This window comes from Cupriavidus sp. PET2-C1 (genome assembly GCF_054515855.1).
The window spans coordinates 589,129-611,689 of record NZ_CM137259.1; the positions used below are offsets into that span (position 1 = coordinate 589,129).

At 64.0% G+C, this 22,561-nt stretch carries 21 protein-coding genes and 1 other RNA gene; 18 read left to right on the forward strand and 4 right to left on the reverse strand.

The window, feature by feature from the left end:
• Nucleotides 1-73 precede the first annotated feature (73 nt).
• The 5 genes from ACX12D_RS02645 to ACX12D_RS02665 all read left to right on the forward strand — a co-directional run bounded on the left by ACX12D_RS02645 (nucleotide 74) and on the right by ACX12D_RS02665 (nucleotide 6,411).
• Nucleotides 74-1,969, forward strand: a complete 1,896-nt coding sequence (locus ACX12D_RS02645; protein ID WP_459372821.1) for an ABCB family ABC transporter ATP-binding protein/permease — start codon at nucleotides 74-76, stop codon at nucleotides 1,967-1,969.
• A gap of 308 nt (nucleotides 1,970-2,277) precedes the next feature.
• Complete coding sequence (locus ACX12D_RS02650) at nucleotides 2,278-3,288, forward strand: ABC transporter substrate-binding protein (protein ID WP_459373910.1); 1,011 nt, start codon at nucleotides 2,278-2,280, stop codon at nucleotides 3,286-3,288.
• Nucleotides 3,285-4,148 carry an ABC transporter ATP-binding protein gene (locus tag ACX12D_RS02655; protein WP_459372822.1) on the forward strand — a complete coding sequence of 288 codons (864 nt, stop codon included), beginning with the start codon at nucleotides 3,285-3,287 and terminating at the stop codon, nucleotides 4,146-4,148. Before ACX12D_RS02650 ends, ACX12D_RS02655 begins: the two co-directional genes overlap by 4 nt.
• 2 nt (nucleotides 4,149-4,150) lie before the next feature.
• Entirely contained in the window at nucleotides 4,151-4,936 is a 786-nt protein-coding gene (locus ACX12D_RS02660) for an ABC transporter permease (protein WP_459372823.1), read from the forward strand.
• A 302-nt stretch (nucleotides 4,937-5,238) separates the two neighbouring features.
• On the forward strand, nucleotides 5,239-6,411 hold the full coding sequence (locus ACX12D_RS02665; RefSeq protein ID WP_459372795.1) for an integrase core domain-containing protein: 1,173 nt from the start codon (nucleotides 5,239-5,241) through the stop codon (nucleotides 6,409-6,411).
• Nucleotides 6,412-7,166: 755 nt separating this feature from the next.
• Here ACX12D_RS02665 and ACX12D_RS02670 read toward each other — a convergent pair.
• Together ACX12D_RS02670 and ACX12D_RS02675 are read right to left on the reverse strand one after the other, a co-directional pair.
• Nucleotides 7,167-7,625, reverse strand: a complete 459-nt coding sequence (locus ACX12D_RS02670; RefSeq protein WP_459372824.1) for an Lrp/AsnC family transcriptional regulator — start codon at nucleotides 7,623-7,625, stop codon at nucleotides 7,167-7,169.
• A gap of 60 nt (nucleotides 7,626-7,685) precedes the next feature.
• Entirely contained in the window at nucleotides 7,686-8,282 is a 597-nt protein-coding gene (locus ACX12D_RS02675) for a cysteine dioxygenase family protein (protein ID WP_459372825.1), read from the reverse strand.
• A 174-nt stretch (nucleotides 8,283-8,456) separates the two neighbouring features.
• Between ACX12D_RS02675 and ACX12D_RS02680 the strand changes: the two genes are divergently transcribed.
• The 6 genes from ACX12D_RS02680 (at nucleotide 8,457) to ACX12D_RS02705 (ending at nucleotide 14,396) form a co-directional block, all read left to right on the forward strand.
• Nucleotides 8,457-9,428, forward strand: a complete 972-nt coding sequence (locus ACX12D_RS02680; protein WP_150987952.1) for a LysR family transcriptional regulator — start codon at nucleotides 8,457-8,459, stop codon at nucleotides 9,426-9,428.
• Between the two features lie 177 nt (nucleotides 9,429-9,605).
• Complete coding sequence (locus tag ACX12D_RS02685) at nucleotides 9,606-10,913, forward strand: Glu/Leu/Phe/Val family dehydrogenase (protein ID WP_459372826.1); 1,308 nt, start codon at nucleotides 9,606-9,608, stop codon at nucleotides 10,911-10,913.
• Between the two features lie 365 nt (nucleotides 10,914-11,278).
• The gene (locus ACX12D_RS02690) at nucleotides 11,279-12,178 is read left to right on the forward strand and encodes a glutamate/aspartate ABC transporter substrate-binding protein (RefSeq protein ID WP_459372827.1); all 900 of its coding nucleotides are present in this window, start codon (nucleotides 11,279-11,281) and stop codon (nucleotides 12,176-12,178) included.
• Between the two features lie 63 nt (nucleotides 12,179-12,241).
• Entirely contained in the window at nucleotides 12,242-12,970 is a 729-nt protein-coding gene (locus ACX12D_RS02695; protein ID WP_459372828.1) for an amino acid ABC transporter permease, read from the forward strand.
• An 11-nt stretch (nucleotides 12,971-12,981) separates the two neighbouring features.
• Nucleotides 12,982-13,665 (forward strand): glutamate/aspartate ABC transporter permease GltK, encoded by a 684-nt coding sequence (gene gltK, locus ACX12D_RS02700; protein ID WP_441640554.1) that lies wholly within the window; start codon nucleotides 12,982-12,984, stop codon nucleotides 13,663-13,665.
• Nucleotides 13,662-14,396 (forward strand): amino acid ABC transporter ATP-binding protein, encoded by a 735-nt coding sequence (locus ACX12D_RS02705; protein WP_459372829.1) that lies wholly within the window; start codon nucleotides 13,662-13,664, stop codon nucleotides 14,394-14,396. Before gltK ends, ACX12D_RS02705 begins: the two co-directional genes overlap by 4 nt.
• A 215-nt stretch (nucleotides 14,397-14,611) precedes the next feature.
• On the opposite strand, the gene ACX12D_RS02710 is transcribed toward ACX12D_RS02705, so the two are convergent.
• Nucleotides 14,612-15,442: a class II glutamine amidotransferase gene (locus tag ACX12D_RS02710; protein WP_043343649.1), complete on the reverse strand. Its 831-nt coding sequence runs from the start codon at nucleotides 15,440-15,442 to the stop codon at nucleotides 14,612-14,614.
• Between the two features lie 130 nt (nucleotides 15,443-15,572).
• Between ACX12D_RS02710 and ACX12D_RS02715 the strand changes: the two genes are divergently transcribed.
• From ACX12D_RS02715 to rnpB, 5 genes are all read left to right on the forward strand, one after another.
• Entirely contained in the window at nucleotides 15,573-16,661 is a 1,089-nt protein-coding gene (locus ACX12D_RS02715; RefSeq protein WP_459372830.1) for a tartrate dehydrogenase, read from the forward strand.
• Nucleotides 16,658-17,998, forward strand: coding sequence for a glycerate kinase type-2 family protein (locus ACX12D_RS02720; protein WP_459372831.1), 1,341 nt, complete (start codon nucleotides 16,658-16,660; stop codon nucleotides 17,996-17,998). The genes ACX12D_RS02715 and ACX12D_RS02720 overlap by 4 nt, the downstream gene beginning before the upstream one ends.
• Nucleotides 17,999-18,044: 46 nt before the next feature.
• Entirely contained in the window at nucleotides 18,045-19,079 is a 1,035-nt protein-coding gene (pyrC, locus tag ACX12D_RS02725) for a dihydroorotase (protein WP_441640550.1), read from the forward strand.
• Between the two features lie 95 nt (nucleotides 19,080-19,174).
• A complete protein-coding gene (locus ACX12D_RS02730) occupies nucleotides 19,175-20,011 on the forward strand; it encodes a DUF3025 domain-containing protein (protein ID WP_459373911.1) in 837 nt (278 codons plus the stop codon).
• A 43-nt stretch (nucleotides 20,012-20,054) separates the two neighbouring features.
• Nucleotides 20,055-20,396, forward strand: an RNA gene (gene rnpB, locus ACX12D_RS02735) — RNase P RNA component class A.
• A gap of 86 nt (nucleotides 20,397-20,482) precedes the next feature.
• On the opposite strand, the gene ACX12D_RS02740 is transcribed toward rnpB, so the two are convergent.
• Entirely contained in the window at nucleotides 20,483-20,905 is a 423-nt protein-coding gene (locus ACX12D_RS02740) for an OsmC family protein (protein ID WP_441640549.1), read from the reverse strand.
• 764 nt (nucleotides 20,906-21,669) lie between these two features.
• Here ACX12D_RS02740 and rplM point away from each other — a divergent pair.
• Complete coding sequence (rplM, locus tag ACX12D_RS02745; RefSeq protein ID WP_006156415.1) at nucleotides 21,670-22,098, forward strand: 50S ribosomal protein L13; 429 nt, start codon at nucleotides 21,670-21,672, stop codon at nucleotides 22,096-22,098.
• Nucleotides 22,099-22,109: 11 nt separating this feature from the next.
• A complete protein-coding gene (gene rpsI / locus ACX12D_RS02750; RefSeq protein ID WP_006156414.1) occupies nucleotides 22,110-22,502 on the forward strand; it encodes a 30S ribosomal protein S9 in 393 nt (130 codons plus the stop codon).
• The last annotated feature ends 59 nt before the right edge of the window (nucleotides 22,503-22,561 follow it).

A 22,561-nucleotide genomic window follows, 5' to 3' on the forward strand; every position in this document is an offset into this window, starting at 1 on the left:
CGCGCTTGCGGCGTGGCGCCGGCTAATTATGTCGATCTCTGCCACAATCGCATATTCGCCCGAATTCTAACGTATGCGACGCTACTCTACGTCGGCCGAGCCGTCCCCCGCCCAGCCTTCTTCCCTCTTCGGCAAATCCAACGTTCCCCGCAGCGATTGGCAGACCGTGCGCAACCTGTTGCCCTATGTCTGGCACTACAAGTGGCGAGTGATCCTGGCGCTGGTGTGCCTGGTCGCGGCCAAGGTGGCCAACCTGGGCGTGCCGATCCTGATGAAGAAGCTGGTGGACAACATGAATGTTCCCGCCGGCAGCGCGAGCGCGCTGCTGGTGGTGCCGGTGGGGCTGATCGTCGCCTACGGGATACTGCGCTTGTCCGGCACGCTGTTTACCGAGTTGCGCGAGATCCTGTTCTCCAAGGTCACGCAGAGCGCGGTGCGCGAGATCGCGCTGCAGGTGTTTCGCCACCTGCACGCGCTGTCGCTGCGTTTTCACCTGGACCGCCAGACCGGCGGCATGAGCCGCGACATCGAGCGCGGCACGCGCGGCATCCAGTCGCTGATCTCCTACTCGCTCTACAGCATCCTGCCGACCCTGGTCGAGATGGGGCTGGTGATGGGCTTCTTCATCCTGCACTACGACATCTGGTTCGCTGCCATCACGGGCTGCGCGCTGGTGAGCTATATCGTGTTCACCATCGTGGTGACCGAGTGGCGCACGCACTTCCGGCGCAAGATGAACGAGCTGGATTCGCGCGCCAACCAGAAGGCGATCGATTCCCTGCTCAACTTCGAGACCGTCAAGTACTTCGGCAACGAGGAGTACGAGGCCGGCCGCTATGACGAGAACCTGCGCAAGTACCGCACCGCGGCGATCCGCTCGCAAAACTCGCTGTCGTTCCTCAACTTCGGCCAGCAGGCCATCATCGCCACCGGCCTGATCATGATCCTGTGGCGCGCCACCGTGGGCGTGGCGGCGGGCAAGCTCACGCTGGGCGATCTGGTGCTGGTCAATACGCTGATGATCCAGCTGTACATTCCGCTGAACTTCCTCGGCGTGATCTACCGCGAGATCAAGCAGGCCACCACCGACATGGACCGCATGTTCGTGCTGCTGGGCACCAACCGCGAAGTCGCCGATGCGCCGGACGCCGCGGCCTTGCGCGTGCAGGGCGCGGCGGTGCGTTTCAACCGTGTCGGCTTTGGCTACGAGAGCAACCGCGTGATCCTGGACGAGGTGGACTTCGCCATCGCCGCCGGCACCACTACCGCGGTGGTGGGCCACAGCGGCTCGGGCAAGTCCACGCTGGCGCGGCTGTTGTTCCGCTTCTATGACGTGAGCAGCGGCGGCATCGAGATCGACGGCCAGGATATCCGCGCGATCACGCAGGACAGCCTGCGCCGCGCCATCGGCATCGTGCCGCAGGACACCGTGCTGTTCAACGACAGCATCTACTACAACATCGCCTACGGCCGCCCCGACGCCAGCCGCGACGAAGTCATCGAGGCCGCGCGCGCGGCCCAGATCGACGGCTTTATCCGCGAGCTGCCGCAAGGCTACGACACGCCGGTGGGCGAGCGCGGCCTCAAGCTGTCGGGCGGGGAGAAGCAGCGTGTCGCCATTGCCCGCACGCTGCTGAAGAACCCGCCGATCCTGGTCTTCGATGAAGCCACCTCGGCGCTGGATTCCCGTACCGAGCAAGCCATCCAGGCCGAGCTGATGCGGCTGGCGCAGAACCGCACCACGCTGCTGATCGCGCACCGGCTCTCTACGGTGGTGCACGCCGACCAGATCCTGGTGATGGACCACGGCCGCATCGTCGAGCGCGGCACCCATGCCGAACTGATGCGGCTCGACGGCCGCTACGCCGAGATGTGGCACATCCAGGCGCGCAGCGCGGCAGAGAACGAGGCTCCCGTGGAGGATGTCGCGCTGGCGATCGAAGCCGGCGACGCAACCCAGGACGCCTGACACGGCAATCGCCAGGGCCACAATGAATTGTTGACAATCCATTGTGGCAAACCGGACCGAAACATCCGGTTGCACGAATTTGGTTCGACAATAGGTGGCGTATCAGCCCCATCGTGGTGCGTGTCCGCATGGCACGCGCCTTGCGGACGAACTCTCCAGGAAGACGACTAACTGGAGAGAATTCAATGCCGCTATTCCGTGCCGCCACCCCGTTCGAGGCCACTGCCGCTCATGCCGGCGCCCAGCCCGCCCATGCCGCGCCCGGCGCTGCCGTATCCACCGCGCGCCGCCGCTGGCTGCAGCTTGGCATGGCGCTGGGCACTGCCCTGGTGCTGTCGACACAATTTGCCGGCGAGGCGCACGCCCAGACCAAGGTCCGCTTCCAGCTCGACTGGCGCTTCGAAGGCCCGTCCGCGCTGTTCCTGCTGGGCGAGCAGAAGGGCTACTACAAGGCCGAGAAGCTCGATGTGTCGATCGACGCCGGCAACGGATCGGGCAACGTGGTCAACCGCGTGGCTTCCGGCACCTACGACATGGGCTTTGCCGACCTGGCCTCGGTGATGGAGTTCTACGGCAACAACCCGGATGCCAGGAACAAGCCGGTGGCCGTGATGATGGTCTACAACAACACGCCCGCCGCCGTGCTCGCGCTGAAGAAGTCCGGCATCAAGACCCCGCACGACCTGGCCGGCAAGAAGCTCGGCGCACCGGTATTCGACGCCGGCCGCCGCGCCTTCCCGATCTTCGCCAAGGCCAACGGCCTGCAGGCATCGAGCTTCAACTGGCAGGCGATGGACCCGACCCTGCGCGAGACCATGCTCACGCGCGGCGACCTCGACGCCATCACGGGCTTCTCCTTCACCTCCATCCTCAACCTGAATGCGCGTGGCGTGAAGGACGAGGACATCGTGGTGCTGCCTTACCCGCAATACGGCGTGAAGCTGTACGGCAACGCCGTGATCGCCTCGGAAGACTTCCTCAAGAAGAACCCGGAGGCGGTCAAGGCCTTCCTGCGCGCCTTCGCCAAATCGGCCAAGGACGTCATCGCCAAGCCGGAAGAGGGCATCAAGGCGGTCAAGGCGCGTGACGGCATCATCGACGAGAAGCTCGAGACCAAGCGCCTGAAGATGGCGCTGGACAGCGTGGTCAAGTCGCCCGACGCGCGCGCCGAGGGCTTTGGCCGCGTCAACAAGCCGCGCCTGTCGCTGATGGCTTCGCAAGTGGCCGACGCCTTCGGCACCAAGGGCCGCATCAACCCCGACAACCTGTGGACCGATGCCTACCTGCCGTCCGCTGCCGAACTGGATGTGCTGCGATGACGCTTGGCACCACTTCCCTGCGCACCGGGGCCGCGCTTGCTCCCGAACTGCCGGACGAGCCGGCGGCGCAACCCTTCGTCGAGTTCAACCGGGTCTGGCTCGCCTATAACGACGAGCTTGCCCGCCAGGGTGAGTTCGCCATCGAGGACATCTCGCTGCAGGTCGAGCCGGGCGAGTTCATCGCCATCGTCGGGCCTTCCGGCTGCGGCAAGTCCACCTTCATGAAGCTGGCGACCGGGCTCAAGCCGGCCACGCGCGGCGTGGTCAGGATCGCCGGCGAGAAGGTCACCGGCCCGCTCAAGATGGTTGGCATGGCCTTCCAGGCGCCGACGCTGCTGCCTTGGCGCACCACGTTGCAGAATGTCATGCTGCCGCTGGAAATCGTCGAGCCCTACCGCTCCACACTGCGCCAGCAGCGCGAGGAGTACACGGCGCGCGCACGCGAGCTGCTGCGCACCGTGGGCCTGGCCGGCTACGAGGACAAGTACCCGTGGCAGCTCTCCGGCGGCATGCAGCAGCGTGCCTCGATCTGCCGCGCGCTGATTCATGAGCCGCGCATGCTGCTGCTCGACGAGCCCTTCGGCGCGCTCGACGCTTTTACCCGCGAGGAGCTGTGGTGCGTGCTGCGCGACCTGTGGCAGGCCCAGCGCTTCAACGTGATCCTGGTCACCCACGACCTGCGCGAGGCTGTGTTCCTGGCCGACACCGTCTACGTGATGAGCCAGCGCCCTGGGCGCATCCTCACGCGCAAGGAGATCGACCTGCCGCGTCCGCGCGATCTCGACCTGACCTATACCGAACCCTTTGCCGACCTCGTGCATGCGCTGCGCGAGAAGATCGGCCACGTACGGCAGCACTGACCATGAGCACTTTCTCTTCCTCGATGAGCGCGGCTCAGCAACGCCGCGTGCAGCGCGTGGCGCCGTGGCTGCTGCTGGGCACCTTCCTGCTGCTGTGGCAGGGCGCGTGCCTTGTGTTCAATGTGTCGGACTTCATCCTGCCCAGCCCCAGCGCGATCGTCACGTCGCTGCTCGACTACTGGGATGTGATTGCCGGCCACGCCTGGCGTACCTTCTGGACCACCATGGTCGGCTTTGGCCTTGCCATCATCGTGGGCGTGGTGCTGGGTTTGCTGATGGGCTCGTCCAAGCTGGCGTACGCCGCCGGGTATCCGCTGATGACGGCGTTCAATGCGTTGCCGAAGGCGGCCTTCGTGCCGATCCTGGTGGTGTGGTTCGGGCTTGGCGCCGGCCCGGCGATCCTGACCGCCTTCCTGATCTCGTTCTTCCCGATCATGGTCAATATCGCTACAGGGCTGGCTACGCTGGAGCCGGAGCTGGAGGATGTGCTGCGCGTACTTGGTGCAAAGCGCACCGATGTGTTGCTCAAGGTCGGGCTGCCGCGGTCGATGCCTTACTTCTTTGCGTCGCTCAAGGTGGCGATCACGCTGGCTTTCGTCGGCACTACCGTGTCGGAGATGAGTGCTGCCAATGAGGGTATCGGCTATCTGCTGGTGTCCGCCGGATCGGCGATGAAGATGCCGCTGGCGTTTGCAGGGCTGGTGGTGATCGCCGTGATGGCGATGGTGATGTATGAGCTTTTTGCGGTGGTGGAGAGGCGGATGACGGGGTGGGCGCATCGGGGGTGAATTGAGGGCTAGAGGGGGTCGTTTGGGCGGCGTTGGTTTTTGTACCCAAGGTGCCATATGACATCGCTCTGCGGGGTTGGTCGCTGTTTCTCTTTGAGCGGTGTTGGTTTTTGGACCCAAGGGCCATACGACATCCCCCTGCGGGGGCTGCCGGTCACTCTTCTTTGCGTCGGCAAAGAAGACTAACGAGAAGAAAGCCGACCCTGCCGGGGGTACGACTCACTCACATAGGTGACACTTGAGTTCAAGCACATAGGTGACAGTTTTCTACCCTGCATGGGCGAGCCTGGAAGGAGACGCCCATGCCCTGGAGCGAGCTGAGACCCATGGACCAACGAATTCTGTTCATCGCCGATCATCTGCGGCAGCTCGAGAGCGTCAGCGCCCTGTGCGAGCGTTATGGCATTAGCCGGAAGACCGGCTATAAGTGGATAGAACGGTACGACAGCGAAGGGCTGGAAGGCCTCGCCGAGCGCGGGCGCAATCGGCATTGCCAGGAGCGGTTGCCGGATGGGATTCGCCAGGCGATTCTGGAGCTGCGCACGCAGGGCGGCCTGGAGCAGGGCCCGAAGAAGATCCAGAAGCTGCTGGAAGGGCGTTTTGGCGCCGAGGCCGTGCCGTCGCGCACGACCATCTACAACGTGCTGAAGCAGGCTGGACGAATTGTCTCGCGGCGCGTGCGCCGCCGGGTGATGCCGCACGGCGGGGTGCTGAGGTCGGCGCACGAGCCCAACGGGCTGTGGAGCGCGGACTTCAAGGGGCAGTTTCTGACCGGGGATGGGCAGTGGTGCTATCCGCTGACGGTGATGGATCATGCGAGCCGTTATCTGCTGAGCTGCCAGGGCCTGCGCGGTACGCAGCTGGTGCCGACGCAGGCGGTGTTCGAGCGGTTGTTTCGCCGCTATGGGTTACCGGACCGGCTGCGCACGGACAACGGCGTGCCCTTTGCGAGCATCGGCTGTGGCGGGCTGTCGCGGCTGTCGATCTGGTGGCTGAAGCTGGGGATCATGCCGGAGCGCATAGCCCGCGGGCATCCGGAGCAGAATGGGCGGCACGAGCGGATGCATGGCACGCTCAAGCGCGCCACGGCCCAACCGCCTGCCACTACGTTGCGGGCACAGCAGCGGCGGATGGACGAGTTCCAACGTTTCTACAACGAGCAAAGGCCGCATGAAGCGCTGAACCAGAGCACACCGCAGAGCCGCTATGTGGAGTCAGGCCGAGCGTATCCAAAGCGGCTGATGCCAATGGAGTATGCGAGCTACGTCGAGCCCCACAAGGTGACGAGTGGTGGTTTGATCTACAAGGCTGGCAAGATCATTTATGTGGGGCATTTGCTCTATGGCGAAACGGTCGGACTGGAAGCAATAGGCGAAGGATTGTGGCGTGTCTACTTCGGCCCAATGGCATTGGGCCAAGTCGATGAACGCCAGGCCAGAAAAGGCTATCTAACCCTCAAAGTGTTACCTATGTGAGTGAACTCGTTTGTTACCCATGTGGTTGACTCGTACAGGGCGCAGAGCAATCGGGCTTGTGGGCCTCGGTGGTTGCGTCGTATGGCCCGGAGTGTTGGCTGGCGAATCCTACCGGCCCAGAGGGCATCGTTTCTGCATGACCCATGGGTTACGTCGTGAGGCCCCTGACCTCGTGTGCGGTGACCATTCCCACATCTGCCGTTCGCGGCGCGAGGGGCTGCGCCGTTTCGGGTGTGGCTGGTTTCGTGGTTTTGTCTCGGAGGACGAGCGCGGTGAGGTGCGAGCGCGGCCCTCGCGAACCGGGCCACGGTGCCCACCACGAAACCAGAGGGGGGGGGATAGCAGGTGCCGCTCGCGCCGGTACGGCAGGGCATCAAATGGCCGGGCGGCCACCGTCAGAGACAAAACCACGAAACCACCAAGGCAGACAGGATCGTGGTGCCCCGTACCGCGAACGGCAGATGGCCGAACGCTCACCGAGCAAAGCGATCAGGGGCACCACCACGTGACCATAGGGTCATGCAGTAGCGATGTCCTCTGGGTCGGTAGGATTCGCCAGCCAACACTCCGGGCCGTACGACGAAATCACTGATATTCGAAGGCCTTATTGCTCTGCGCCCGGCAGGGTCGGCTTTCTTCTCGTTAGTCTTCTTTGCCGACGCAAAGAAGAGTGACCGGCAGCCCCCGCAGGGGGATGTCGTATGGCTCTTGGGTCCAAAAACCAACGCCGATGAAATAAACAGGACCAACCCCAATCACGCATAATCCAAAGGCAATGCCGTCGTATACTTGATCTGCTCCATAGCAAAACTAGAACTAACATCAGCCAGTTCAGCCCCCTGAATCAGCTTCTTGTAGACCCGGTCATAGGCCGCGATATCCGGGACCACAACGCGCAGCAGGTAATCGGTATCCCCAGCCATGCGGTAGAACTCGGTCACCTCGGGGATCGAGGCGACCAGGTCATGAAAGGTCGTGAGCCATTTGACGCTGTGCTGGCTGGTGCGGACCGAGACGAATACCGTCACGCCCACATTCAGCAGCGTGGGGTCCAGCAGCGCCACGCGCTTGCGGATTACGCCGCTCTCTTCCAGCTTCTGCACGCGCCGCCAGCACGGCGTGGAGGTGAGGCCCACCCGCTCGCCCAGCTCGGCCACCGGCACGGTGGCGTCTTCCTGGAGAGCGGCAAGTATCTGGCGGTCGTATCGGTCCATGGCAAATCCTGTTGGCGCGCAGCGTCGTTCGGGTGCCTGGCCGCTCGCCGGCCGCAAGACTCAGGCCGCGTCCACCAGCAGGTTCACACCGCTGCAGATGTGTTCCTGGTCCACCCCATAGATATGCAGGGACACGGCCACCGCGTCGCTGTCGTTGCCGAGCGCATGGATATGGCGCAGCCCAGCCGGCACGCTGAAGGTATCGCCCACCGTGCGCGTGATCTCGCCGCACGGATGCGCCTGCCGCTTTTGTGCGTCCCAGCGGTAGTGGCGCTCGTGCAGCGTGCCGCGCAGCACCCGGTAGGCGCACCAGGTCTGGTGTCCGTGCACCGGGCTGTGCTGCCCCGGCCGCCAGACAATCAGCATGGCGGAGAAGCGCGCCAGCGGATCGGCGTGCACCAGGTGGCGCACATAGCCCTCGGCCGAGCCTTCGCGCAGCGATTCCGGCAGCAGCGCCAGCAGCGTGGCGGCATCCGGCAGGCAGGCTTCGATGCCTTGCGCCACCATGCGCGCGCTGGCGGCAAAGGCGGACGACATGCCGTCGGACAGCGGGGCAAAGAGATCCGGCTGGCCGCTGGCCGCGTCGAGGGTGCCAAGGACGCCGGCGCTACGTGCGTGGCGGGCAATATCGGTAACGGCGGCTTGCTGGGTGGCCATGAAGGGCTCCTTGTTGGTTTGAGACCATCATAGCGTCCGTCCCGTAGCAAGCACGTGCGTCTTGTCGTGCAAATCTGGATGTAAGTGTAGTTACATTCTAATAAAAATAAAATGAATAGAATATTATTCCTGGTGGTGGCGAAACCGCAGGAAGCCGGTGGATAATGCCGCCTCATGGAAATCAAGTGGCTTGAAGACTTCGTCAGCCTGGCCGAGACGCACAGCTTCTCGCGCTCGGCCGAGCAGCGTCATGTGACGCAGCCCGCGTTCTCGCGCCGGATCCAGTCGCTGGAGTCCTGGGTGGGCACGGAGCTGATCGACCGCTCCAGCTATCCCACCAGCCTGACGCCGGCGGGCAAGGTGTTCTACGAGCAGGCCCTGGCCATGCTGGCGCAGGTCAGCGAGACCCGCGCGCTGATGCGGGGGCAGCGTTCGGCCAACGCCCAGGTGCTGGAATTCGCGGTGCCGCACACGCTGTCGCTGACGTTCTTCCCCGAATGGCTCAAGGCGGTGGAGCGCGAGATCGGCACGCTGCCGTGCCGGCTGCGTGCGCTCAACGTGCACGACGCCGTGCTGGCGCTGGTCGATGGCGGCTGCGACCTGGTGATGGTCTACCACCATGCGCGCCAGGCCATCCAGCTCGATCCCGCGCACTACGACATGATGGTGCTGGGCACCGAGCGGCTGTCGCCATACAGCGTGCCGGACGCCACCGGCAAGCCTCTGTACCGGCTGCCGGGCACGGACAAGAAGCCGGTGCCCTTCCTCAGCTACACGCCCAACGCCTTCCTTGGCCGCATGGTCGACATGCTGCTGTCGGAAACCACCGACGCGCTCAAGCTCGACAAATGCTACGAGACCGATATGGCCGAGGCGCTCAAGGTGATGGCGCTGTCCGGGCATGGCATGGCCTTCCTGCCGGAGAGCGCGGTGCGCGAGGAACTGGTCCAGCACCGGCTGGTGCGCGCGGAGGCCGCGCGCGGCGCGCCGTTGTCGATCGACATGGAAATCCGGCTTTACCGGGAGAAGCCGGGCGAACACGTCAACGAGCGGCGCAGCGCGCAGGTTCGCAACAAGCGCCAGCTGGTGGAACGCGTGTGGTCTTCGCTGGCGGCGCAGGCCTTGCCCGCACTGCCGAAACCCTGAAGGCGCGCAGCTGGTGCGCCGGGCACGCCGCCACATAGCGGGCAAGGCCGGCACAGGGCAGCACGGGGCCTTGGTCAAAGGTTATGCAAAGCATGCATAACGGGATAATCAAACGGCATTGGCTTCGGCGGGGCCGCCTCCCCTAAGCTGGCGGCACTTTCACACCGGAACCAAACGATGTCTTCCGCAGCGCCGTCCAATCCTGCCGTCAAGAACCACTCCTTGCCTTCCTACCTGAACGCCGATGCGCTCGGGCCCTGGGGCATCTACCTGCAGCAGGTCGATCGTGTCACGCCTTACCTGGGCTCGCTGGCCCGCTGGGTCGAGACCCTGAAGCGCCCCAAGCGCGCGCTGGTGGTGGACGTGCCGATCGAGATGGATAACGGCACCATTGCCCACTTCGAAGGCTATCGCGTGCAGCACAACATGTCGCGCGGCCCGGGCAAGGGCGGCGTGCGCTTCCACCAGGACGTGACCTTGTCGGAAGTGATGGCCCTGTCGGCCTGGATGTCGGTCAAGAACGCCGCGGTCAACGTGCCGTACGGCGGCGCCAAGGGCGGTATCCGCGTCGATCCGCGCACGCTCTCGCGCTCGGAGCTGGAGCGCGTCACGCGCCGCTATACCAGCGAAATCAACTTCATCATCGGACCCAACAAGGACATTCCGGCGCCCGACGTCAACACCAATGAACAGGTGATGGCATGGATGATGGACACCTATTCGATGAATTCCGGCAGCACCGCCACCGGCGTGGTGACCGGCAAGCCGATCTCGCTGGGCGGCTCGCTGGGCCGCCGCGAGGCAACCGGCCGCGGCGTGTTCGTGGTGGGTTCCGAGGCGGCGCGCAACCTTGGCCTTGAGATCAAGGGCGCACGCGTTGCCGTGCAGGGCTTCGGCAACGTCGGCGCCGTGGCCGCCAAGCTGTTCCATGAGGCAGGCGCCAAGGTGGTGGCGGTGCAGGACCACCGCACCGCGCTGTACAACCCGGCTGGCCTGGACGTGCCCGCCATGATGGAATATGCCTCGCACAGCGGCACCATCGAAGGTTTCCAGGGCGAGACCATCTCCGCCGAGCAATTCTGGCATGTGGATTGCGAAATCCTGATCCCGGCCGCGCTGGAAGGCCAGATCACAGCCCAGAACGCGCCCCACATCAAGGCACGCATGGTCATCGAAGGTGCGAACGGCCCGACCACGCCCGAGGCCGACGACATCCTGCGCGAGCGCAATATCCTGGTGGCGCCCGACGTCATCGCCAATGCTGGCGGCGTTACGGTCTCCTATTTCGAATGGGTACAGGATTTTTCCAGCTTCTTCTGGACCGAAGAGGAAATCAACCAGCGCCTGGTACGAATCATGCAAGAGGCATTCCGGGCGATCTGGCAGGTCGCTCAGGACAATAAGGTTACCTTGCGCACGGCCGCCTTCATCGTGGCGTGCACGCGGATTCTTCAGGCGCGCGAAATGCGTGGTCTCTATCCCTGATACCTGACGCGGCTTGGCGCCGCGGCGTTGCTACCTGGCGATGCTGCGGCGCAACAAGCCCATCCAGGATTGGTAACGCGGCTGCCGGGCTTCCCGGCAGCCGCGTTGTCGTATGCGCTCGCTGCCCCCACGCACGAGGGGGGCGTCCGTGCTGGCGAGGCCTTGCGGCAAGGCCGGCCCGACGCGTTGGCGCAACGGCTTCACGGCAGTGGAGGCATGCCTCATTTGCCTTGCAAACCATGCTTTAAATGGCGCTGTTAGGGGAAAAACCCGTTGTCTTGAGTGCTTGCCTGCGCAATACTATTTCGTCGGCGGGTGGTTTTTTGTTAGAGTCCCGCCTTTCTCTTCATGGTCAAGGAGATGTTATGAATGTTGCCAAGTTGGCTTCCCTGATGATTGCTGCTGGCGTGCTGTGCGGTACCGCGCAAGCTGCCGAGCAACTGACGGGCACGCTGCAGAAGATCAAAGACACCGGTGTGATTACGCTTGGCGTTCGTGAATCGTCGATTCCGTTCAACTACAACCTGGGCGGCGTGCGCCAGGTCGGTTATTCCTACGATGTCAATGTCAAGATCGTGGAAGCGATCAAGGACCAGCTGAAGCTGCCGAACCTGCAGGTCAAGGAAATCCCGATCACCTCGCAGAACCGCATCACGCTGCTGCAGAACGGCACCATCGACATCGAGTGCGGCTCCACCACCAACAACCTCGAGCGCCAGAAGCAAGCCTCGTTTACCACCAGCATCTTCATCATCGGCACCCGCATCATGGTGAAGAAGGATGGCGGCATCAAGGACTGGGCCGACCTCAAGGGCAAGAACGTGGTGACGACCGCCGGCACCACCTCGGAACGCCTGCTGCGCAAGATGAACGATGACCAGAAACTGGGCATGAACATCATCAGCACCAAGGACCATGGCCAGTCGTTCCTGACGCTGGAATCGGGCCGCGCCGTCGCCTTCATGATGGACGACGCACTGCTGTACGGTGAGCGCGCCAAGGCCAAGAACCCGGCCGACTGGATCGTGGTTGGCAAGGCGCAATCGCGCGAGTCGTATGGCTGCATGATCCGCAAGGACGATGCGCCGTTCAAGAAGCTGGCCGACCACGTCATCACCGGCATGATGAAGGATGGCTCGATCAATACGCTGTACACCAAGTGGTTCCAGCAGCCGGTCCCGCCCAAGGGCCTGAACCTGGACTTCCCGCTGTCGGAAGACATGAAGGCACTGTTCAAGACGCCGAACGACAAGGCACTCGACTGATACTGGGATTCCGGTTGTGTGAAACGGAAGGCATGTCCTTCCGTTTCTTTTTGAGGACACATCATGAACTACAGCTGGCATTGGGGTGTATTCCTCGAACAAGCGGCCCAGAACGAGACCTACCTGGACTGGATGATTTCCGGCCTGAAGGTCACCATTGCACTCGGGCTCTCGTCGTGGATCATCGCCCTCATCATCGGTTCCGTGCTCGGCGTACTGCGCACGGTGCCCAACAAGTGGCTGTCCGGCCTGGCTGCCACCTACGTCGAGATCTTCCGTAATATTCCGCTGCTGGTGCAGTTGTTCATCTGGTATTTCGTCATGCCCGAGCTGTTGCCCGGCGGCGAGACCATCAAGCAGATGAACCCCTTCGCCCAGCAGTTCCTGGCGGCCATGTTCTGCCTGGGCACCTTTACCGCGGCCCGGGTTTGCGAGCAGGTGCGCTCGGGGATCAACTCGCTGCCGCCCGGCCAGAGGAATGCCGGCCTGGCGATGGGCTTCACGCTCGCGCAGACTTACCGCTACGTGCTGTTGCCGATGTCGTTCCGCGTCATCGTGCCGCCGCTGACCTCCGAGTTCCTGAACATCTTCAAGAACTCCGCGGTGGCGTCGACCATCGGCTTGCTGGAACTGGCGGCGCAGGGGCGCCAGCTGGTGGACTACACGGCCCGCCCGTATGAGTCCTTCATCGCGGTGACGCTGATGTACGCGCTGATCAATATCGTCGTGATGCTGCTCATGCGCTGGGTTGAAGGACGCACCCGCGTGCCCGGCTTCATCGGCAGCAAGTAAGAGGACCCGTCATGGCATATACATTCGATTTCAGCTCGATCAACGCGACCACGCTGGACGTGCTGGGCGAGGGGATGCTGGTCTCGCTCAAGATCACCGTCACCGCGGTGGTGGTCGGCATCGTCTGGGGCACCATCCTGGCGATGATGCGGCTGTCCTCCGTCAAGCCGCTGAACTGGTTCGCGCAGGGCTACGTCACCATCTTCCGGTCGATTCCGCTGGTGATGGTGCTGTTGTGGTTCTTCCTGATCATCCCGCAGCTGCTGCAAAAGGCGTTCAACCTGTCGCAGGCATCCGACCTGCGCATGACCTCGGCGCTGATTGCCTTTGCCTTGTTCGAGGCGGCGTACTATTCCGAGATCATCCGCGCGGGTATCCAGAGCGTGTCGCGCGGGCAGATGTTCGCCGCGCAGGCCATGGGCATGACCTACGGGCAGTCGATGCGGCTGGTGATCCTGCCGCAGGCCTTCCGCAACATGGTGCCGCTGCTGCTCACCCAAGGCATCATCCTGTTCCAGGACACGTCGCTGGTCTACGTGAGCGCGCTGGCGGACTTCTTTGGCCAGGCCTACGGCATTGGCGAGCGTGACGGCCGCATCGTGGAGATGCTGCTGTTCGCCGGGCTGGTGTATTTCATTATCTGTTTCTCCGCATCGCTGCTGGTCAAGCGTTACCAGAAAAAGGTGGCCGTATGATTGAAATCAATAACGTCTCCAAGTGGTATGGCGCCTTCCAGGTGCTGACCGATTGCACCACCAAGGTCGCCAAGGGCGAAGTTGTGGTGGTGTGCGGCCCCTCGGGCTCGGGCAAGTCGACGCTGATCAAGACCGTCAACGCGCTGGAACCCTTCCAGAAGGGCGACATCACGGTGGACGGCACCTCGGTGGGCTCGCCCAAGACCAACCTGCCCAAGCTGCGTTCGCGCGTGGGCATGGTGTTCCAGAACTTCGAGCTGTTCCCCCACCTGTCGATCACCGAGAACCTGACCATCGCCCAGATGAAGGTGCTCGGCCGCTCGAAGGACGAGGCAACGGCGAAGGGCCTGAAGTACCTGGATCGCGTGGGCCTCAAAGCCCAGGCGGCCAAGTTCCCGGGCCAGCTGTCGGGCGGCCAGCAGCAGCGCGTGGCAATTGCCCGCGCGCTGTCGATGGACCCGATCTGCATGCTGTTCGACGAGCCGACCTCGGCGCTGGACCCGGAGATGGTCAACGAAGTGCTGGACGTGATGGTGCAGCTGGCGCAGGAAGGCATGACCATGATGTGCGTGACCCACGAAATGGGCTTCGCGCGCAAGGTCGCCAACCGCGTGATCTTCATGGACCAGGGCAAGATCGTCGAGGACTGCGCCAAGGAAGAGTTCTTCGGCAATATCGAAGCGCGCTCCGAGCGGGCCAGGCAGTTCCTGTCGAAGATCCTGCATCACTGATGCGGGCCGCCGCCCCGCCGCGCTGATGGGTGGCAGGCAGGATGCAAAAAGGGACGCCGAGGCGTCCCTTTTTGTTTGGCGCGTGGCGCTGCCGCAGGCTTGGAGGCCGCTTCAAAATGAAGCGAAGCGGTTCTGGCTAGGCGCGCGGCCGCAGACAGTACAAGTGGATCGGCCAAGGCCGCGCAACGACGCCAGCATCTTTTGGAAATGGCCTCTTAGGTGCAGGCGCTGTTGGCTGCGTTCTTGGCCTGGACTTCCGGCGGGATGGGCACCGTCAGCGTCATCACCGAGCGGCCTTCCTCGAACATCATCAGCTCGCCGGGCGCGAAGGCGGTCCAGGTTTCGTTGTCGGTCAGTGGCGCGGTGGCGATCACCGCCACGCGGTCGTCGGGCGTGGTGACCTGGGCGAAGTCGATCGACAGATCGGCATCGATCAGGTGGGCGGTGGAGAACGGCCACTGGCGCACGATGTAGTACAGGCGCGTGGAGCAGTGGGAGAACAACGCCTGTCCATTGGACAGCAGGTAGTTGAACACGCCGTGCTGCGTGATCTCGCGCGTGATGTCCGCCAGCGCGTGGCACAGCTCGTTGAGCGGCGGCTGCGAGCCGGGGAAGCGCTTGCGCAGCCCCTGCATCAGCGTGCAGAAGGCGAGCTCACTATCGGTGTCGCCGACCGGCTGGTAGACCCCCGAGAGGAACGGCGAGAAGTCCTTCAGGTCGCCGTTGTGGGCGAAGATCCAGTGCCGCCCCCACAGCTCGCGCATGAAGGGATGGCAGTTTTCCAGCCGCACCGTGCCCTGGGTCGCCTTGCGGATATGGGAAATGACGTTCTTGGACTTGATCGGGTAGCGCTTGACCAGCTCAGCCACGGGCGAGGTGCCGGCGGACTGGTTGTCGATGAACAGGCGGCAGGCCTTGTCCTCGAAGAACGCCACGCCAAAGCCATCGGCATGGTGATCCGTGACACCGCCGCGGGCGGCGAAGCCGGTAAAGGAGAACGTCACGTCGGTCGGCGTGGCGCAGTTCATGCCGAGCAGCTGGCACATGGCGGGCACCGGACCGGCAGCAGGCTGCCGGATTGCAATAGAATGTTCCATTATCCGGCCTGCCCGGGTTATCTGCCAAGCGCAGCGCGTTTTCCCCCGATTCCGATACCATTCAGCGGGCCCTCGAGACATGAGCAAATACAAGATCGCAGTCATCCCCGGCGATGGCATTGGCACCGAAGTGATGCCTGAGGGCCTGCGCGTGATGGACGCCGCGGCGCGCCGGTTCGGCATCGACATGCAGTTCGATCACTTCGACTTCTCCAGTTGCGACTACTACGCCCGCCACGGCAAGATGCTGCCGGACGACTGGTTCGACACCCTGGTCAAGTACGACGCCATCTACTTCGGCGCGGTGGGCTGGCCGGACGCCGTGCCCGACCACGTCTCGCTATGGGGCTCGCTGCTGCAGTTCCGGCGCTCCTTCGACCAATACGTCAACCTGCGCCCGGTGCGGCTGATGCCCGGTATCCGCAGCCCGCTGGTGGACCGCGACGGCAATGCGCGCAAGCCGGGCGACATCGATTTCTACGTAGTGCGCGAGAACACCGAGGGCGAGTACTCCAGCATCGGCGGGCGCATGTTCCCCGGCACCGACCGCGAGGTGGTGATCCAGGAAACGGTGATGACGCGCACGGGCGTGGACCGCATCCTCAAGTTCGCCTTCGAGTTGGCGCAAAAGCGTCCGGCCAGGCATCTGACCTCGGCCACCAAGTCCAACGGCATCTCCATCACCATGCCGTACTGGGACGAGCGGGTGGAGGCCATGGCTACCAACTACCCCGGCGTGAAGGTTGGCAAGTACCACATCGACATCCTCACCGCGCACTTCGTCCAGCATCCGGACTGGTTCGACGTGGTGGTCGCCAGCAACCTGTTCGGCGACATCCTGTCCGACCTGGGCCCGGCCTGCACCGGCACCATCGGCATCGCGCCCTCGGGCAATATCAATCCGGACCGCACCTTCCCCAGCCTGTTCGAGCCCGTGCACGGCTCCGCGCCGGACATCGCCGGGCGCGGCGTGGCCAACCCGATCGGCCAGATCTGGTGCGGTGCCATGATGCTGGAGCACCTGGGCCAGCCGGAAGCCGGCGCGGCCGTGCTGGGTGCCATCGAGAAGGTGCTGTCGGCCGGGCCGGAACATGCCCCGCTGACCCGCGACATTGGCGGCAAGGCCGGCACGGCGGACCTGGGCCAAGCCATCGCGCACGCGCTGTGAGCAAGGCCGCCCAACCTTTGCCGGCCACCGCGGCCGACGCGCGCGCCTTGCTGCTGGATAGCTTTCATGCCGCGGTGGCGGCAGCGGACCCACTGCGCATCGTGGCGGACCACCTGCCGCCGCCCCAGGCTGGCGGGCGTACCCTGGTGGTAGGCGCTGGCAAGGCTGCGGCCTCGATGGCGCTGGCCGTGGAGCGGGCGTATGCCAGCCGGAGCAGCACGGTGCAGCTCGACGGCCTGGTGGTGACGCGCTACGCCCACGGCCTGCCGACCGAACACGTGCGCGTGATAGAGGCCGGCCACCCGGTGCCGGACGAGGCTGGCGAGCGTGCCGCGGCCGAGATCCTGGCGCGGGCGGGCGAGCTCGGGCCGGATGACAGGCTGATCGTGCTGGTGTCCGGCGGCGGCTCCAGCCTGCTGTCGCTGCCGGCCGACGGCATCGCCATGGCGGACCTCAAGGCCACCACGCAGGCGCTGCTGCGCTGCGGCGCTCCCATCACGGACATGAATATCGTGCGCAAGCACTTGTCGCGCATCCAGGGCGGGCACCTCGCCCAGGCTTGCCGCGCACCGGTGACCACGCTGATCGTGTCGGACGTGGCCGGGGATGACCCCAGCGCCATCGCCTCCGGTCCCACCGTGCCCGACGCCAGTACCTACGCCGATGCCCTGGCGGTCCTGCACCGCTACGGTGCGGTGGTCCCGCCGGTGGTGCAGGCTTACCTGGAGCGCGGTGCGCGCGGCGAAGTGGCGGAAACGCCCAAGCCCGGCGATCCGCTGTTCGCGCGGGTTGAGAATCGTGTGATCGCTACCGCGCACGGCAGCCTGGTGGCAGCAGCGGATCACTTCCGCGCGCGCGGCATCCAGCCGGTGGTGCTGGGCGACACGGTGACTGGCGAGGCGCAGGAAGTTGCCCGGGTCTACGCGGCGCTGGTGCGCGAGATACGCGCGTACAATGCGCCATTCGCGGTGCCCGTGGTGCTGATTTCCGGTGGTGAATGCACCGTCACGTTGCCGCAGGGCGGTGGCGGGGCGGCTGGAAAGCCCCGTGGCGGACGGTGCTCGGAGTTCCTGCTGTCGCTCGCCCTGGAGCTGGATGGCGTTGATAATGTGTACGCCATCGCGGCGGACACCGACGGCATCGACGGCTCGGAGGACAATGCCGGCGCGTTGCTGGACCCGTCCACGCTCGCGCGTGCGCAGGCTGCCGGTGCGCCGGCGCGCGCCCGGCTCGACGCGCATGATGCCTGGGGCTTCTTCGATGCCGCCGGCGACCTCGTGGTGACGGGCCCCACGCGGACCAATGTGAATGACTACCGCGCCATCCTGATTCTGTAATCCCTGATAAGCGCCAGCCGTGACTGCCGGCCGGCCCACGAAAGCCATGACCCAGACTCTCACCATTACCCGCCCGGACGACTGGCACCTGCACCTGCGCGACGGCATCGCCCTCGCCGCCGTCCTGCCTGATACCGCCCGCCAGTTCGCCCGCGCCATCATCATGCCCAACCTGAAGCCGCCCGTGACCACGGTGGCGCAGGCCGCGGCCTACCGCGACCGCATCCTGGCCGCACTGCCGGCCGGCATGGCGTTCGAGCCGCTGATGACGCTGTACCTGACCGACAAGACCACCGCCGAGGAGATCGTTGCGGCCAAGGCCAGCGGCTTCGTGCACGGGGTCAAGCTGTATCCGGCCGGCGCCACTACCAACAGCGATGCCGGCGTGACCGACCTGCGTCACTGCGCGGCAGCCCTGGAAGCCATGCAGCGCGTGGGCCTGCCGCTGCTGGTGCACGGCGAAGTGACCGATCCGGCGATCGACATCTTCGACCGCGAAGCCGTCTTCATCGACAAGGTCATGACGCCGCTGCGCCGCGATTTCCCGGCGCTCAAGGTGGTGTTCGAGCACATCACCACGAAGGATGCGGCCGAGTACGTGCGCGACGCCGAAGGCCCGGTCGCCGCCACCATCACTGCGCATCACCTGCTGTACAACCGCAACGCCATCTTCACCGGCGGCATCCGCCCGCACTATTACTGCCTGCCGGTGCTCAAACGCGAGACCCACCGCGAAGCCCTGGTGGCCGCGGCCGTGTCTGGCAGCGAGCGCTTCTTCCTTGGCACTGACAGCGCGCCGCACGCGCGCGGGCTGAAGGAGCATGCCTGCGGTTGCGCCGGCTGCTATACCGGGCTGCACGCCATGGAGCTCTACGCCGAGGCTTTCGAAGCCGCCGGTGCGCTGGACAAGCTGGAAGCCTTCGCCAGCTTCAACGGCCCGGCGTTCTACAGCCTGCCGCGTAATAGCGGCACGCTCACCCTGGTCCGCGAGGCGTGGGAGCTGCCGGCCGAGCTGCCGTATGGCGATACCACGCTGGTGCCGCTGCGCGGCGGCGAGACGCTGCATTGGAAGGCCCGCTAAGCCGCGCTGGCGAAGCGGAGGCGGAAGCGGCAGTGCAAGCAGAAAGCCAGGTCCGGCCGGCTGCGGCGTCACGGGATGCCGACGCCGCAGCCGGGCTGGCGCTGGTCGCCGCGGTGGCGCAGATCGACTGGGCGCAGCCGTGGTTCCGGCCGTTTGCCACCATCGGCTCGGCGCTGGTCAGCGCGTTGCAAGCTGGCGCCGACCTGCGCGCCGTCCTCAGCGAAGTGGCCGCGCAGCGCGCGCTGCGCAATGCTCGCGGCGTGCCGCTGCGTTTCGTTGCGCAAGCCGAATTGCCCGCCGGCACGGCCTACGAGGCACATATTTATGCCACCGGCGCCGTGCCGACGCGCGACAACCTGCACGATTTCTTCAATGCGCTCATCTGGCTGCATTTTCCCCGTGCCAAACGCGTGCTGAACCGGCTGCAGGCCCACACCATCGCGGTGGCAGGCGTGCAGGGCCGCCGTGGCAGCCTGCGCGATGCCGCGACCTTGTTCGACGAGAACGCCATCCTGTTCCTGAGTGCCGACAGTGGCCTGGAGTCCGTTTTGCGCGGTTTTGGCTGGGAGCACCTGTTCGTGGCGCGGCGGGATGTCTGGGACGGTAGCGAGCATGCCGGCAGCCGTGACAGCACCGCCCGCTGTAGCGTGGTGCCCTTCGGCCACGCTCTGCTGGAGAAGCTGGTGCGGCCCTATAAGGCCCTGACCGCGCATGCGTGGCCACTGGCCGTCCCGCCGGCTGCAGGCGCTGCGCTGCCCGGCTCGCTCGACGATTCCGTGTGCGCCTCGCTCGAAGCGGCCGAATTGCACAGCGGCCGCTTTGCGCCGTTGCCGGTGCTGGGCATTCCCGGCTGGTGCGAAGCCAATCGCGATCCGGCCTACTACGCGGATACCACGGTGTTTCGTCGCGGGCGCCGCGCGCAGGCCGCATGAGGGTGGCCGGTTCGCGGCCAAACGGTGTTAGACTGCGGGCCGCAAAGCAGGCCAGACAATCGCTGCTTGCACCCTCGTGGTGCAAGGGGAGGAAAGTCCGGACTCCATAGGGCAGGGTGTTGGCTAATAGCCATCCACGGCAACGTGCGGAATAGGGCCACAGAGACGAGTCTTGCCATCGGGTTCGCCCGATGGGAAGGGTGAAACGCGGTAACCTCCACCTGGAGCAATCCCAAATAGGCAGGCATTGAGGCGGCCCGCTGAGCCTGCGGGTAGGGAGCTTGAGCCGGTCGGTAACGACCGGCCTAGAGGAATGATTGTCACGTGCCGGCAACCGCAAGGAAGCCGGCGCGCACAGAATCCGGCTTATCGGCCTGCTTTGCTTCTGATTCTTTCGTGTGGCGCGCACCCATCCCAATGGGGGCGCCACCGCCGGCTCCCCGGGCTGGCCAGGCGCCAGGCGCCAGGCGCCTACACCTCTACAATTTCCATCGTGTGCGTGATTTCCGCCGTCTTGGCCAGCATGATCGAGGCCGAGCAATACTTGTCGTGCGACAGGTGGATGGCACGCTCGACCGCGCCGGGGTTCAGGTTGCGCCCGCTCACCGTGAAATGGAAATTGATCTTGGTGAAGACCTTCGGGTCTTCGCTGGCGCGCTCCGCGTGCAGCTTCACGCTGCAGCCGCGCACATCCTGCCGGCTCTTCTTCAGGATCAGCACCACGTCATAGGCGGTGCAGCCGCCGGTGCCCAGCAGGACCATTTCCATCGGACGCGGGGCCAGGTTGTGGCCGCCGCCCTCGGGTGCACCGTCCATCGCCACGATATGGCCACTGCCCGTCTCGGCCACGAAGCTCATGCCGTCGGTGCCCATCCAAGTTACTTTGCATTCCATTTTGTTCGATCCTGCGTTCTAGTGAGTGCGTATTCGATCAAGAACACGCGATTTCAAAGCTTGCTTTTTGAGTATAGGCCACTTGTCTGGAAGCGCCGTAATTCGACATTTTTTCCGGAAACTGAAGCTTTCTTCTAAGATGACAGTGCCGTGACAGCGCGAGAAATTCTTAAGTTATTGATTTTATTGTATAAAAAATCGTCCTGTGCCTCTTGATGATTTTTTACAATGCGGAATGTCATTTCGCACTGCAAATTTCCTTGCGCTGAGAGGGCGCTCATGTATAATTTGAATCATTGAACGACGGCGCACAACACGGCGCAGAGTGCGAAAGCGAATCGGATGGTTTCAGCCACATTCGCCGGCCCGCACCACGATCCAGCCCCGTCGGTCTCCCAGTGTCTCCTCCACCCTCCTCCTTTGGTGGATTCAAACCCAAGCTCAATAGCTTGGGTTTTTTTTATTCTGCGCCCGCCAGGCCCGAAGCGCATCCCGCTATAAGTGCCTCATGGGTTGCTTCTATGCTGTTCGCTGGCATTCTGGATGGCGAACAGCCCACGGAGAGGCGCCATCTTGGCGTTCTTCCCTAACTTTCCTTGTGCTCGGGTCGCAGTCCGCAGTATACTCGTAGGCTTTTCCGTCATGCCCGCGGGAAGGAATTCAGGGAGAGCCTGCACATACAAGCAGGAAGGTCAGATCCTAAGGGTCGGCCGACGACGTAAAGTCAATGTTTCGGGCAGGTTCTACAAGTCTCAGGAAAAATCATGAAGACCTTTTCCGCAAAGCCTGCAGAGGTTAAGCGCGACTGGTACGTGATTGACGCGACGGACAAAGTCCTCGGCCGTGTTGCCAGCGAAGTGGCACGCCGACTGCGCGGCAAGCACAAGCCGGAATTTACTCCGCACGTCGACACGGGTGATTACATCATCATCGTCAACGCAGGCAAGCTGCGTGTCACGGGTACCAAAGAAACCGACAAGAAGTACTATCGTCACTCGGGTTACCCGGGCGGCATTTACGAAACGACGTTCGGTAAGATGCAGCAACGTTTCCCGGGCCGCGCCCTGGAAAAAGCTGTGAAGGGCATGTTGCCGAAGGGCCCGCTGGGCTATGCGATGATCAAGAAGCTGAAGGTTTACGCCGAAGCCGAGCATCCGCATGAAGCGCAGCAGCCTAAAGCGCTGGAAATCTAAGGGGGCCATCCATGATCGGAAATTGGAATTACGGTACTGGCCGCCGCAAGAGCGCAGTGGCTCGGGTCTTCATCAAGTCGGGCAAGGGCGATATCATCGTCAATGGCAAGCCCATCAATGAGTATTTCGCTCGCGAAACCTCGCTGATGATCGTGCGCCAGCCGCTCGAACTGACTGCCAACGCACAGACCTTCGACATCAAGGTCAACGTCACTGGCGGCGGTGAAACGGGTCAAGCCGGCGCAGTGCGCCACGGCATCACCCGTGCACTGATCGACTACGATGCCACCCTGAAGCCGTCGCTGTCCAAGGCCGGTTTCGTCACGCGCGATGCGCGTGAAGTGGAACGTAAGAAGGTCGGTTTCCACAAGGCGCGTCGTCGGAAGCAATTCTCGAAGCGTTAATGTGTGTTCGGCAGGTCCGGTTCAACCGGATCTGGCCGTTCAGAAAAAACCGCACGGTT